13 protein-coding genes are annotated in these 13,775 nt (G+C 73.6%); 1 reads left to right on the top strand and 12 read right to left on the bottom strand.

Going from position 1 to position 13,775, the window contains the following annotated elements; all coding sequences use genetic code 11:
- Positions 1-96: 96 nt before the first annotated feature.
- The 3 genes from DT076_RS03365 to rimP are packed head-to-tail and all read right to left on the bottom strand — an operon-like array spanning position 97 to position 1,999.
- Complete coding sequence (locus DT076_RS03365) at positions 97-402, bottom strand: YlxR family protein (RefSeq protein ID WP_114125267.1); 306 nt, start codon at positions 400-402, stop codon at positions 97-99.
- 54 nt (positions 403-456) lie between these two features.
- Positions 457-1,431: a transcription termination factor NusA gene (gene nusA / locus DT076_RS03370; RefSeq protein ID WP_114125268.1), complete on the bottom strand. Its 975-nt coding sequence runs from the start codon at positions 1,429-1,431 to the stop codon at positions 457-459.
- 1 nt (position 1,432) lies between these two features.
- Entirely contained in the window at positions 1,433-1,999 is a 567-nt protein-coding gene (gene rimP / locus DT076_RS03375; RefSeq protein ID WP_114125269.1) for a ribosome maturation factor RimP, read from the bottom strand.
- Between the two features lie 118 nt (positions 2,000-2,117).
- On the opposite strand from rimP, the gene DT076_RS03380 reads away from it, so the two are divergent.
- A complete protein-coding gene (locus DT076_RS03380; RefSeq protein WP_114125270.1) occupies positions 2,118-3,050 on the top strand; it encodes a DUF4439 domain-containing protein in 933 nt (310 codons plus the stop codon).
- A 64-nt stretch (positions 3,051-3,114) separates the two neighbouring features.
- Here the strand turns inward: DT076_RS03380 and DT076_RS03385 are convergent, their stop codons facing one another.
- The 9 genes from DT076_RS03385 to dxr all read right to left on the bottom strand — a co-directional run bounded on the left by DT076_RS03385 (position 3,115) and on the right by dxr (position 13,692).
- Entirely contained in the window at positions 3,115-3,915 is an 801-nt protein-coding gene (locus DT076_RS03385; RefSeq protein WP_199538936.1) for a sulfite exporter TauE/SafE family protein, read from the bottom strand.
- Between the two features lie 42 nt (positions 3,916-3,957).
- Entirely contained in the window at positions 3,958-5,703 is a 1,746-nt protein-coding gene (locus tag DT076_RS03390; RefSeq protein WP_114125272.1) for a proline--tRNA ligase, read from the bottom strand.
- Between the two features lie 175 nt (positions 5,704-5,878).
- Positions 5,879-7,054, bottom strand: a complete 1,176-nt coding sequence (locus tag DT076_RS03395; protein ID WP_199538937.1) for a Gfo/Idh/MocA family protein — start codon at positions 7,052-7,054, stop codon at positions 5,879-5,881.
- A 28-nt stretch (positions 7,055-7,082) separates the two neighbouring features.
- Entirely contained in the window at positions 7,083-8,186 is a 1,104-nt protein-coding gene (locus DT076_RS03400; RefSeq protein WP_114125273.1) for a Gfo/Idh/MocA family protein, read from the bottom strand.
- Complete coding sequence (locus DT076_RS03405) at positions 8,171-8,911, bottom strand: ThuA domain-containing protein (RefSeq protein WP_114125274.1); 741 nt, start codon at positions 8,909-8,911, stop codon at positions 8,171-8,173. The genes DT076_RS03400 and DT076_RS03405 overlap by 16 nt, the downstream gene beginning before the upstream one ends.
- A gap of 120 nt (positions 8,912-9,031) precedes the next feature.
- The gene (locus tag DT076_RS03410; protein ID WP_114125619.1) at positions 9,032-9,871 is read right to left on the bottom strand and encodes a GNAT family N-acetyltransferase; all 840 of its coding nucleotides are present in this window, start codon (positions 9,869-9,871) and stop codon (positions 9,032-9,034) included.
- 43 nt (positions 9,872-9,914) lie between these two features.
- Positions 9,915-11,066 (bottom strand): flavodoxin-dependent (E)-4-hydroxy-3-methylbut-2-enyl-diphosphate synthase, encoded by a 1,152-nt coding sequence (gene ispG / locus DT076_RS03415; protein ID WP_114125275.1) that lies wholly within the window; start codon positions 11,064-11,066, stop codon positions 9,915-9,917.
- Positions 11,067-11,108: 42 nt separating this feature from the next.
- The gene (locus tag DT076_RS03420) at positions 11,109-12,407 is read right to left on the bottom strand and encodes a M50 family metallopeptidase (RefSeq protein WP_114125276.1); all 1,299 of its coding nucleotides are present in this window, start codon (positions 12,405-12,407) and stop codon (positions 11,109-11,111) included.
- Between the two features lie 4 nt (positions 12,408-12,411).
- A complete protein-coding gene (gene dxr, locus DT076_RS03425) occupies positions 12,412-13,692 on the bottom strand; it encodes a 1-deoxy-D-xylulose-5-phosphate reductoisomerase (protein ID WP_199538938.1) in 1,281 nt (426 codons plus the stop codon).
- Positions 13,693-13,775: the final 83 nt, after the last annotated feature.

Here is a 13,775-nt window from a genome sequence, read left to right on the forward strand (position 1 = left end):
GAGCGTCAGCTCACTTCCTGGTCTGACCCCCACCGGGTGGTGCGGGTCGGTTCGGACGGTCCCCGTCCTCCGGGGACCGCGGAATGCGTCGCCACTCTACGCCGTGCCCCCCGACCCCGACCAAGTCGGGGACGCCTGCTGCGGGTCGGTCAGGGAGGCGAGCAGGTCGGAGACCTGGGTGGGGTCGACCCCCTCCAGGCGCAGCGCCCGCCCGATCGCCCTGCGTCGGACCGCGAGCTCGGTGCAGGCCGGGTCGGGGTGCACGTAGGCGCCCCGGCCCGGGAGCGACCGACGGCGGTCGACCAGCACCTCGACGGTGCCGGGCCGGGCCACCAGCCGGATCAGCTCGGACTGGCTGGACCGTCGCCGGCACCCCACGCACGTGCGTACCGGCTGATCCACCGCGACAGCCTACCCGATCGCCCCCGGCGGGTCAGCACCGTCCTGCGGGCGGGTTCAGGCCTGCGTCTCGGCGTCGGAGCGGATGTCGATCCGCCAGCCGGTGAGCCGGGCGGCCAGCCGGGCGTTCTGGCCCTCGCGGCCGATCGCCAGCGACAGCTGGTAGTCGGGCACGACCACCCGGGCGGCCTTGGCCGCGGAGTCCACCACGGTCACCGAGGAGACCTTGGCCGGCGAGAGCGCCTGGGCCACGAAGGTGGCCGGGTCCTCCGACCAGTCGACGATGTCGATCTTCTCCTCGTCGAGCTCGTGCATGACCGCGCGCACCCGCTGGCCCATCGGTCCGATGCAGGCGCCCTTGGCGCTGACGTCGGGGTTGTGGCTGACCACCGCGATCTTGGTGCGGTGCCCGGCCTCACGGGCCACCGCCTTGATCTCGACCAGCCCGCTGGCGATCTCGGGCACCTCGAGGCGGAAGAGGTTGCGCACGAGGTCGGGATGGGTGCGCGAGACCACGACCTGCGGCCCGCGCAGCTCCTTGCGGACCGCGACCACCTGCACCCGCAGGCGGCGCCCGTGGGTGTAGCGCTCCCCCGGCACCTGCTCGGCCAGCGGCATGATCGCCTCGATCTTGCCCAGGTCGACCAGCACCGTGCGCGACTTCGCGTCCTGCTGCACGACGCCGGAGAGGATGTCGCCCTCGACCCCGGAGAAGTGGCCGTACTTCTGCTCGTCCTCGGCCTCGCGGATCCGCTGCAGGATGACCTGGCGGGCGGTGGTGGCGGCCACCCGGCCGAAGCCGGCGGGGGTGTCGTCGTACTCCCCGATCCGCTCGCCGTCCTCGTCGAGCTCGGGCACCATCACCTGCACCTTGCCGCTCTTGCGGTCGAGGTTGACCCGGGCGCCGGAGTGGGCGCCCTCGGTCTTCTCGTACGCCTGGAGCATCGCCTCCTCCAGGGCCCGCACGAGGACGTCCAGGGGGATCTCGCGGTCACGCTCCAGCGACTTCAGCGCGGCCATGTCGATGTCCATCTCAGCGTCCTCCCTCGTCCTCGTCCTCGCCGGAGGCGTCCTCGTCGAGCTCGTCGTCGAGCCCCTCCTCGTCGTCCTCATCGGCCAGCGGCTCGTCGGCCAGCGGCTCCGCGGGCCGGTTGAACTCGACCTGCACCAGCGCCCGGCGCACCTCCGCGAGCTCCAGCGTGCGTCGCCCGCCGCCGACCTGGAGGGTGACCGTGGTGTCGTCGGAGGCCACCACGCGGCCGGTCAGCTGCTCCTCCCCGACCTCCAGCCGGACCAGGCGGCCGCGGTTGCGGCGCCAGTGCTGCGGCTTGGTGAGGGGACGGCTCAGCCCCCGCGAGGAGACCTCGATGGTGTAGGGCGACACCCCGCTGGGGTCGTGCTCGTCGACCAGGTCGTTGAGCTGCTTGGCGGCGGCGGCGATGTCGTCGAGCAGCGGTCCGCGTCCCTGCGGCCCGTCCCCGTCGACCACCACCTTGACCACGCGACGGCGCCCGGCGGCCTGCACCGAGAGGTGCTCCAGCTCGAGCCCGTGCGCGGTGAGGACGGGGGTGAACAGGTCGTCCAGGTCGGAGTCCTTCACGTGCCCGTCCCTCCATCCGGTTGTGCCTGGCAGTTGTCCCCGGCGCGAGGCCGGGACAGTCGAGCATATACGTCCGCCCCCGCCCTCGCGCCCGGCTCGCTGCGGTAGCGTCCCCGGGGTGTCCACGCTGAGCCGCCGTCGTCTGCTCGCGGCCGCCGCCCTGGGCACGCTGCCGCTCACCGGCTGCACCTGGTCGAGCCCGGTGGTCCGAGGCGGACCACCCACCCCGCCGCCGCAGCCTCCGCCGCCGCCGGAGGTGCAGGACGCGCTGCGCACCGAGCAGGCCCTGGCCGCGGTGGCCCGGGCGCTGGCCGACGGGCCGGACGGCGCGCGCTGGACCGCGCTCGCCGACGCGCACGCCGCCCACGTCGCCGGCCTGGCGCAGCCCGACCGCACCGGGCCGCTCCCCGCCGGGCCCGGGCCCACCCCGGAGGCCCCCGCCGACGCCCTGGCCGACGAGGAGGCCTGGCGGAGCACGCTCGGAGGCGCCCGGGGCCGCTACCGGGACGCCGCGCTGGCGGTCTCCGGCCCGCCGGCCCTGCTGTGGGCCTCGCTGTCGGCCTTCGCCGCCGCGGCACCGCAGGCCCGTGCGCTGCAGGCCGTCACCGACCGCCCGGGGCTGGGCACCGCGGTGACCGACGTCGAGGCCGCGACCGCGCTGCTGACCGCGCTGCACATGGTCGTGCACGGCTACCAGCTCGCCCTGGTGCCGCTGGCCCTCGGGTCGTCGGCCGACGAGGCCGCCCGGGCCCGGCTGGACCGGCTGCTGGGGCTGCGTGACGCGGTCACGGCGGTGCTGAGCGGGCGGGGGCTGGCCGTGCCGGCCGCCGCCGCCGACTACGACGTCGAGCTGGACCCCGGCGACCAGGCCGGCTCGGCCACGCTGCGCCGCGACCTCGAGCTGGCGCTGGTGCCGTGGGTCGGCCGGTGGGTCGCCGCCGCCCCCGACGGGGACCGCGCCGTGGCGGTCGACGCCCTGGTGGAGAGCACCACCGTCGCCGTCGGGCTGGGCGGGGCGCTCGCGGTCTGGCCGGGGTGGGAGGTCGGGTGAGGGTCCTGGTGACGGTGGCCGGTCTCGACCAGCCGGCCGCGTCCGGGCAGCGTGCCGGGGGTGCTCAGGCGAGGACGCGGAGGGCGATCTGGACGGTGTCCCAGCCGAGGCGGAGGATCATCGCGCCGACCACCACGAGGAAGACGCGGCGGACGAAGCCGCTGCCGTGGCGCAGGGCCATCCGGGCGCCGAGGTAGGCGCCGGTGAGGTTGGCCGCGGCCATCAGCACCCCGAGCAGCCAGAGCACCTGGCCGTGCCAGGCCAGCACGCCGATGGCGGCCACGTTGGTGGTGAGGTTGGCCAGCTTCGCCTTGGCGGTGGCCTGGAGGAACCCGTAGCCGAGGACGGCGACGACGAGGATGACGAAGAAGGAGCCGGTGCCGGGGCCGAGGAACCCGTCGTAGACGCCCACCCCGCCGCCGATCGCCGCGCTCCGCCAGACCGAGGCGAAGCCGGAGTGGCGGACGTCGTGCTCCAGACCCAGCTGGGGCCGTCGCACGGTGTAGGTGCCGACGGCGACCAGGGCCACCAGCACGATCGGGGTGAAGGCGTCGCGGGGCAGCAGCCGGACCAGCTGGGCGCCCAGCGCCGACCCGGCGAAGGCGGAGGCGACCAGCGGGACGACCACCGCCCAGTCCGGGCGGACCTTGCGCAGGTAGGTCAGCGTGGCCACCGCGGTCCCGGCCACCGAGCTCACCTTGTTGGTGCCCGAGATCTCCGGCACCGAGGTGTCGCTGGGCAGGGCCAGCAGCAGGGCAGGCAGCTGGATCAGCCCGCCACCCCCCACCACGGCGTCCACCCAGCCGGCCAGGAAGGCCACCCCGACCAGGAGCAGCACGACGTGCAGGGCGATGTCAGCCGGCACGGCCGCCTCCTGCACCGCGGAGCTGGCGCAGGCGGGTCCGGCTCACCCGAGCAGCTCGAGCAGGTGCGGCACCGCCTGGTCGACGGCCACCTCGGTGCTCTGCCCGCTGCGGCGGTCACGCACCTCGACCACCCCGTCGGCCAGCCCGCGGCCGACCACCACGACGGTCGGCATGCCGAGCAGCTCGGAGTCGGCGAACTTCACCCCCGGTGAGACCTTGCGGTCGTCCAGCAGCACCTCGACCCCGCGCTCGGCGAGCGCCCCGGCGATCTCGGCGGCCTTCGCGGCGACGTCCTCGCCCTTGCCGGTGGCGAGCACGGTGAGTGCGAACGGGGCCAGCTCGCGCGGCCAGCACAGCCCCTTCTCGTCGCACGTGTTCTCCGCGACCGTCGCCACCGCGCGCGTGATCCCGATGCCGTAGGAGCCCATGTGCACCGGCACCAGCTTGCCGTTGGGGTCGAGCACCTTGAGCCCCAGCGCCTCGGAGTACTTGGTGCCGAGGGCGAAGACGTGGCCCATCTCGATGCCACGCTCCAGCTCCAGCGGACCCGAGCCGTCCGGGGACGGGTCGCCGGCGCGGACGTCGGCCACCTGGATGGTGCCGTCGGCGTCGAAGTCGCGGCCCTTGACCAGGTCGAGGACGTGGGAGTCGGGCTGGTCGGCCCCGGTCACCCAGCGGGTGCCGTCGACCACCCGCGGGTCGAGCAGGTAGCGGATCCCGGTGGCCGACTCCTCTCCCAGCACGCCCGGGCCGATGTAGCCCTTGGCGAGCTGCGGGTGGCGGGCGAAGTCCTCGTCGGTGAACGGGGCGAAGGTCGCGCCCTCACCCAGCTCGGCCTCCATCCGCTTGCCGTCGACGTCGCGGTCACCCGGCAGCCCGACGGCCAGGTCCCAGCGGCGGCCGTCCGGCTCGGTGACGGTGAACAGCACGTTCTTCAGCGTGTCGGACGCCGTCCAGGCGCGGTCGGCGCGCGGGTGGTCGGCGTTGAGGGCGTCCACCAGTGTCTGGATGGTCGGCGTGCCCGGGGTCGGCTCGACGTGCGCGGGCGGGGCGTCGGTGGCGTCGGCCGCCTCCGGGACGGCGACGTCGACCGCCTCGACGTTCGCGGCGTAGCCGCTGGGCGCGCGGACGAAGGTGTCCTCCCCGATCGGGGAGCGGACCAGGAACTCCTCGCTCATCGAGCCGCCCATCGCCCCGGAGTGGGCCTTGACGATGACGTAGTCGAACCCGAGCCGGTCGAAGATGCGCTGGTAGGCCTCCCGCTGCCGGGCGTAGGAGCGCTCCAGCCCGGCCTCGTCCACGTCGAAGCTGTAGGCGTCCTTCATGACGAACTCACGCCCGCGCAGGATGCCGGCCCGGGGCCGGGCCTCGTCGCGGTACTTGGTCTGGATCTGGTAGATCGTCAGCGGCAGGTCCTTGTAGGAGGAGTACAGGTCCTTCACCGTCAGCGTGAACAGCTCCTCGTGGGTCGGGCCCAGCAGGTAGTCCCCGCCCTTGCGGTCCTTGAGCCGGAAGATGCCGTCGCCGTACTCGGTCCAGCGCCCGGTCGCCTCGTACGGCTCGCGCGGCAGCAGCGCCGGGAACCGCAGCTCCTGGGCGCCGGCCGCGGCCATCTCCTCGCGGACCACCTGCTCGATCCGGGCCATCACGCGCAGCCCCAGCGGCAGCCAGGAGTAGATGCCCGGGGCGACCCGGCGGATGTAGCCGGCACGGACCAGCCAGCGGTGGCTGTCGACCTCGGCGTCGGCCGGGTCCTCGCGCAGGGTGCGCACGAACAGCTCGGACATCCTCGTGATCACAGGGGGTTCCTTCCGGGTCGACAGGCGGGCCGAGCCTATCGGCGTGGTGTGATCGCAGCCCAACGAGAATGTGCGGCGGACGGCCCTTCGACAGGCTCAGGGCGCTGGGATCCGGCTCAGGGCGCTGGGATCCGGCTCAGGGCGCTGGGGTCGGGCGAGCGGGTCAGACCTGCTGCCAGGCCGCCTGCGCGCCCGCGCTCTCCTCCACCGCGGCCAGCAGCCGCTGGATCCGCAGGCCGTCGGCGAACGACGGGGTCGGGTCCTCCTCCGCGGCGATCGCGGCGAGGAAGTCGCGGGCCTGGTGGACGAAGGTGTGCTCGTAGCCCAGCCCGTGCCCGGCGGGCCACCACGCCTCCAGGTAGGGGTGCGTCGGCTCGGTCACCGAGATCTTGGTGAACCCGGCCCGGTCACCGGCGGCGAGGTCGTAGTGCTCGAGGCTGTTCATGTCCTCGAAGTTGAACGCCAGCGACCCCTTCGAGCCGTTGACCTCCAGCACGATCCGGTTCTTGCGGCCGGTGGCGAAGCGGGTGGCCTCGAAGGTGGCCAGCGCGCCGGCGTCGGTGCGGGCCAGCACCACCGCGGCGTCGTCCACGGTGACCGGGCCGGTGCCGGTACCGCCGGTCGCACTGAGCCCGCCGGTGCCGGACTCCCCCGGCAACGGGCGCTCCTTGACGAAGGTCTCGGTCTGCGCGGCCACCCCGGTGATCCGGTGGCCGGTGACGAACTCGGCGGCGTCGAGGATGTGGGCGCCGATGTCGCCCAGCGCGCCCGAACCGGCCTTGTCCTTCTGCAGCCGCCACACCAGCGGGAACTCCGGGTCGACGATCCAGTCCTGCAGGTACAGCCCGCGGATGTGGCGGATGTCGCCCACCACGCCCTCGGCCACCAGCTGGCGCATCAGCGCCAGCGCCGGCACCCGGCGGTAGCTGAACCCGACCATCGAGCGGACGCCGCGGGCCCGGGCCTGCTCGGCCGCAGCAGTCATCTCCTCCGCCTCGGCCACCGTGTTGGCCAGCGGCTTCTCGCACAGCACGTGCTTGCCAGCGGCCAGCGCGGCCAGCGCGATCTCGGCGTGGGTGTCGCCGGGGGTGCAGATGTCGACCACGTCGACGTCCTCGCGCTCCACCACCGCCCGCCAGTCGGTCGCGGTCTCGGCCCAGCCGAAGGTGGCGGCCGCCTGCTGCACGGCCTCGGCGTTCCGCCCCACCAGCACCGCCATCTCCGGGGTCAGCTCCAGCGGGAAGAACCGGTGCACGTTGCGCCAGGCCTGGGAGTGGGCCGCGCCCATGAAGGCGTAGCCGATCATGGCGACCCGCAGCGGGCGTCCGGTGGTGGTCATGCTCGTCCTCCTCGGTGTGGCTGGGTGGTCAGGCGACGTCGGGGGTGGCGTCCAGCGGCACCACGGCCGGGCGCTCGCAGCGGCTCACCACGGCGGTCTGGCGCTGCTCGCGGATCGACTCCAGCACCCGCTCCATCACCTCGTTGACGTGGTAGCCGAGCTCGGTGCTCTGCCGGTGCGGCCCGCCGTCGGCGATCGCGCGGGCCATGTCGGCCAGCCCGTAGCCGCGTCCGGCGTCGCGGTAGCCCGCGGTCGGCTCGACCTCGGTGAAGTCCCGGCCTCGCGGGGTGGCGCAGAACCGCACCGGGTCGTCGAAGCGGTTGGGGTCGGGGACGTCGAGGGTGGCCTCGCTGCCGTAGACCTCGATCCGCGGCAGCTGGCTGGCGACGGCGTCGAAGCTGACGACCAGGGTGCTGGTGACCCCGCTGGTGTGGCGCAGCACCGCGCTGACGTGGGTGTCGACCTCCACCGTCAGCACCTCCCCGGCCCGCGGCGCGCCGGCCGGCACCGGGCGCTCGGTGCGGATCCGCGAGCCCATCGCGGTGACCGCCTCGACCGGGCCGAGCAGGGTGACCAGCGCGGTCAGGTAGTAGACGCCCATGTCGAGCAGGGGCCCGCCGCCGTGCTGGTAGTAGAACGCCGGGTTGGGGTGCCAGGACTCGTGGCCGGGGTTCATCATGAACGCCGTGGCGGCCACCGCGGTGCCGATCCGGCCGGAGTCGACCAGCTGGCGGGCCGTCTGGATGCCGGTGCCGAGCGCGGTGTCGGGGGCCGAGCCGATCCGGCGTCCGGCCTTCTCGGCGGCGGCGACCATGGCGTCGGCGTCGGCCAGCGAGGTGGCGAACGGCTTCTCCAGGTAGACGTGCTTGCCGGCCTCGAGGGCGGCGATCGTCACCGGCGCGTGGGCGGCCGGGATGGTCAGGTTGAGCACGGCGTCGACCGCCGGGTCGGCGAGCACCTCCTCGACCGACCGGGCCGGGACGCCGGTCTCGGCCGAGACCCGCTCCGCGGCGGCGGGGACGGCGTCGCAGACCGCCACCAGCCGCAGTCCGGGCAGCCGCTCCAGGCTGGCCAGGTACTGCGCGGCGATGTTGCCGCAGCCGATCATGGCCAGGTTCATCGGCTCGCCCACAGCAGCCCCCGCTTGACGATGGTGTTGACCGACGGGTCGCGCAGCACGTCCACCTGGTGGCCGGGGGTGGCGACGAAGATGCGGCCCCGCCCCCACTGGCGGGTCCAGATCGCCGGCGAGGTGACCTCGCGGTGCCACGGGTCCCACTCGCGGACCTTCTGGGTGGTGGTGGCCAGCACGTCGCAGTACTCGTCGGCCAGCACCCAGTACTGCTCGGTGACGAGGTCGAAGTCGCCGATCCCGGCGGTGACCGGGTGCTCGGCGGCCTCGGGGAGCATGTTCACGGTGTAGGGCACGTAGTTGTCCGACATGTCACCGACCCGCTCGTCGGGGTGCTTGCCCGGGTGGCAGGCGAACTGCCCGCCGACCAGGTGCAGGTAGTCGGAGGTGTTGCGGTAGGAGTCGGCGATGCCGCCGTGCCAGCCGGCGAACCCGGTGCCGGCCTCGATCGCGGCCCGCAGCCCCCAGAACTGGTCCTTCTCGATCGACGACATCGTCATGCACTGCATGACCAGGTCGACCTCGGCCATCAGGTCGGCGTCGGCGTAGGGCGCCGGGGAGTCGTGCACGTCGACGGTGAAGCCGTGCTGCTCCAGGTGCGGGATGAACAGGTCGGTGGCCTCGACCGGCTGGTGGCCCTCCCAGCCGCCCCGGACGACCAGGGCCCTCCGGCGTCGGCTGGTGTCGAACCCGGGCAGCGTGGCCTCGGCCTGGTCCTGGGGCATCGTCGACCTCTCTGGTTGCGCGTGCGGCGCGACCGGTGCCGCGTCGCCGACCCGCATGCTAGTGAATTGTTGCGGGGGCCAACAAGAGCGGTCTCGCCGTGGGCGCGTCCGGGCTGCCGATCAGTACAGGACGGTCGCGAAGGTGCCCACCTGGCGGAAGCCGACCCGCTGGTAGGTGCGCCGGGCCCGCTCGTTGAAGTCGTTGACGTAGAGCGAGACGGTCGGCGTCTCCTCCCGGGCGAGCCGGACCGTCCGCGCCATCGCCGGCGCCGCCAGACCGCGTCCGCGCAGCTCGGGGTCGACCCACACGCCCTGCACCTGGCTGACCCCGCCGGCGACCGAGCCGAGGTCGGCCTTGTAGAGCACCCGGCCGTCCTCCACGATGCCGAAGGCGCGGCCGGCCTTGATCAGGCCGAGCACGTGCATCCGGTAGCTCAGCGGATTCTGCGGGGCGGGCGGAACCCCGACCTCCTCGGTGTACATCCGGGCCGAGGCGTCGCTGTAGGCCTCCCAGTGCTCCTCGGTGATCCGCTGGACCCGCTCGTCCTCCGCACCGGTCGGGTCGGTGTCCATCACCAGCAGCGGCTGGTCGGCCCGCAGCTCGCGCACCTGCGACCAGGCGTCGCCCCAGCGCTGGGAGAGGCCCTGCCACAGCGCGAGCACCACCTCGGCCGGGCCGACGATGGAGGAGCACCGCCGCGTCCGGCCCAGGTGCTCGACGAAGCCGTCGACGGCCTGCGGGTCGGCCTGCACCGGCACCAGGTTCGACCCGACGTGCAGCAGCGCGCGGAGCCGCTCGCCCACCTCCCAGCCCCACATCGGGCAGCCCAGGGTGAACTCGTCCACCCCGCCGCTGCGGACCCGGGCGGCGACGAAGACGTTGACCACCGGGTCCTCGGTGAGCAGCCGGATGACGTCGGGGACGTCGGAGTCGGTGAGCACCCGCACGTGCCCGGCCAGCCGGGTGGGGGCGGTCATGAGGCCGGCGTCCGCACGGGACCGCTCACCGGACCGAGACCTCCGGCGCACCCTCGCCGGCCGGCATCTCCTCGGCCAGCCGCATGGCCTCCTCGATCAGGGTCTCGACGATGTCGGACTCCTTCACCGTCTTGATCACCTCGCCCTTGACGAAGATCTGGCCCTTGCCGTTGCCCGAGGCGACCCCGAGGTCGGCCTCGCGGGCCTCGCCGGGCCCGTTGACGACGCAGCCCATCACCGCGACCCGCAGCGGCACCTCCAGCCCGTCCAGCCCGGCGGTGACCTCGTCGGCCAGCTTGTAGACGTCGACCTGGGCACGGCCGCAGGAGGGGCAGGAGACGATCTCGAGCCGGCGCGGCTTGAGGTTGAGCGACTCCAGGATCTGGATGCCGACCTTGACCTCCTCCACCGGCGGCGCGGACAGCGAGACCCGGATGGTGTCGCCGATGCCCTGGCTGAGCAGGGCGCCGAACGCGGTGGCGGACTTGATCGTGCCCTGGAACGCCGGCCCGGCCTCGGTGACCCCGAGGTGGAGCGGCCAGTCGCCCCGCTCGGCCAGCATCTCGTAGGCACGCACCATGACCACCGGGTCGTTGTGCTTGACCGAGATCTTGAAGTCGTGGAAGTCGTGCTCCTCGAACAGGGAGGCCTCCCAGACCGCCGACTCGACCAGCGCCTCCGGGGTGGCCTTGCCGTACTTCTGCAGCAGCCGCGGGTCGAGCGAGCCGGCGTTGACGCCGATCCGGATGGAGGTGCCGTGGTCCTTGGCGGCCTGGGCGATCTCCTTGACCTGGTCGTCGAACTTGCGGATGTTGCCCGGGTTGACCCGGACCGCCGCGCAGCCGGCCTCGATCGCGGCGAAGACGTACTTGGGCTGGAAGTGGATGTCGGCGATCACCGGGATCTGCGACTTCTGCGCGATCGCGGGCAGCGCCTCGGCGTCGTCGGAGCTCGGGCAGGCCACCCGGACGATGTCGCAGCCGGCGGCGGTGAGCTCGGCGATCTGCTGCAGGGTGGCGTTGATGTCGGTGGTCATCGTGGTGGTCATCGACTGCACCGACACCGGGTGGTCGCTGCCGACGCCCACCTTGCCCACCTTGATCTGGCGGGTCTTGCGCCGGGGCGCGAGCACGGGCGGCGCCTCGCGGACCTCCGGCAGGGGCAGGTCGATGGTCATGGTCTCACTCTCGCACTCGGGGACGGGGGTCGCTGACGCAGGTCAGCCGAACAGGCGGATGGGGTCGATGAGGTCGGCGATGATCAGCACCACGCCGGAGACGGCGATGAACCCGCCGACGACGTAGGCCACCGGGAGCAGCCGGGCCGTGTCGACGAAGCCGGGGTCGCCGCGGCCGCGCAGCCGGGCCAGCACGCGGCGCAGCCCCTCCCAGAGCGCGCCGGCGATGTGCCCGCCGTCCAGCGGCAGCAGGGGCACGAAGTTGAACAGCGCCACGAAGAGGTTGACCGAGCCCAGCAGCAGGAACCAGGTCGACACCTTGTCAGCGGTGACCAGCTGGTCGGTGACGGCGATGTCGCCGGCGGTCCGGCTGGCCCCGACGATGCTGATCGGGCCGTTGGGGTCGCGTTCGTTGCCCAGCACCAGGTCGGCGGCGGTGTGGTACACGTTCACCGGGAAGCGCGCGATGGCGTGCACGCTGCGCACCGTCATGTCGGCCATGTCGTGCAGCACGGTGACCGGTCCCCCGGTGACGCGCTGGTAGACCGGGCTGACGCCGAGGAAGCCGGCCTCCACCGTCTCCGACGGGTTCCACTCATCGGCCACCCCGGTGACCACCGTGGGTGTGGGGGGCAGGGAGAGCTCGGTGCCGTCGCGCCGGACCACCACGGTGGCGGGCTGGTCGCGGTTGGCCCGGATCAGCGCCGAGAGCTGCTCCCAGCTCTGCAGCGTGACGCCGTTGAACGAGACCAGGGTGTCGCCGGGGCGCAGGCCCATCGTGGCGGCCGGCGTCCGTGGGTCGGCCTCGGTGCAGGTGCGCGGCGGCTCCGCGGCGGCCACCACGCACTCCTCGACGGTGGCCACGATCAGCTGCGGGCGGACGATGCCGTGGAGCCCCGTCACGCCGAGCAGGATGAGGAAGGCCAGCAGCAGGTTCATCACCGGCCCGCCGGCCATGATGATCAGCTTCTGCCAGACCGGCTTCTGGTAGAACAGCCGTCCCTCGTCGGCCGGGGTGATGTGCTCGTGCTCGGCCGCGCGGGCGTCGTCGGCCAGCGACTGGAAGATGCCGCTGGAGCTGGCCCGCACCTGCCCGTCGCGGGCCGGCGGGAACATCCCGACCATCCGGACGAACCCCCCCAGCGGGACGGCCTTCACCCCGTACTCGGTCTCCCCCCGCCACCGCGACCACAGGGTGGGCCCGAAGCCGGTGAAGTACTGGGTGACCTTGACGTCGAAGAGCTTGGCCGGGACGAGGTGGCCGATCTCGTGCAGCGCGATCGAGACCATGATCAGGGCGAAGAACCCGACGGCGGCGACGACGAAGAGCACCACGTCCATCGGCTCAGCTCACTCCCCGACTCGTGCGGTCGACGTCCTCGACCAGGGTTGCGGTCCGGCGGCGGGCCCACCCGTCGGCGGCCAGCACGGCCTCGACGCCCAGCTCCGGGTCCGGCACCAGCGTGCATCCTACGTCCGCCGCCGAAGCGGCCGGGGCGTCCGCGCCGGCCCCGCCGTCGGCGTCCCCGAGATGCTCCCCGAGCACCCGCTCCACCAGCGCCCAGATGTCGGGGAAGGCGATCCGGCCGGCGTGGAAGGCCTCCACGCACTCCTCGTTGGTCGCGTTGAGCACCGCCGGCGCCGTGCCCGCCGCCCGGCCCGCCCGCCGGCACAGCTCCACGGCGGGGAAGGCGGCCTCGTCCAGCGGTTCGAAGGTCCAGGTGGCGGGCGTGCTCCAGTCGACCGGACGGGTCGCGCCGGGCAGCCGGTCGGGCCAGACCAGGCCGAGCGCGATCGGCAGCCGCATGTCCGGCGGGGAGCACTGGGCCAGGGTGGAGCCGTCGGTGAACTGGACCATCGAGTGCACCACCGACTGCGGGTGCACGACGACGTCGATGCGGTCCAGCCCGATGCCGAAGAGCAGGTGCGCCTCCAGCACCTCCAGGCCCTTGTTGAACAGGGTCGCGGAGTTGGTGGTGATGACCTTGCCCATGTCCCAGGTGGGGTGGGCCAGGGCCTGGGCCGGGGTGACGTCGCGCAGCCGCTGGGCGTCCCAGCCGCGGAACGGGCCACCGCTGGCGGTGACCAGCAGCCGGTCCACCTCGCCGGCGCGACCGCCGCGCAGGCACTGGGCCAGGGCGGAGTGCTCGGAGTCGACGGGGACGATCTGGCCCTCGGCCGCCGCGGCCGTCACCACCCGCCCGCCGACCACCAGCGACTCCTTGTTCGCCAGCGCCAGCCGGCTGCCGGCGTCCAGCGCGGCCAGGGTCGGACGCAGTCCGGCGGCCCCGGTGATCGCGTTGAGCACGACGTCGCAGGCCAGCCCGGCCACCTCGACCGCGGCGTCCGGCCCCGCCACGATCCGGGGCAGGGTGGCCTCCCCGGTGGCCCAGCCGCGCTCCTTGGCGGCGGCGTAGAGGGCCAGCTGCAGGTCCTGCACCACGGTGGGGCGCGCCACCGCCACCACCGCGGGCCGGTGGTCGAGGACCTGGGCGGCGAGCACGTCGACCGAGCCACCACCGGCGGCCAGCGCCACCACCCGGAACTCCCCGGGGTGCTCAGCCACCAGCTCCAGCGCCTGCCGACCCACCGACCCCGTGCTCCCCAGCACCACCACGTCCCGCACCGGGCCAGTCTGGCAGGCACGGCCCGTCCTCCCCAGCCGGCGCGGCGCCGGCCGGTGGTCGCCGCAGGGGCGAGGTCGGCTGC

It is taken from the genome of Desertihabitans brevis, assembly GCF_003327535.1.
Taxonomy (GTDB): Bacteria; Actinomycetota; Actinomycetes; order Propionibacteriales; family Propionibacteriaceae; genus Desertihabitans; species Desertihabitans brevis.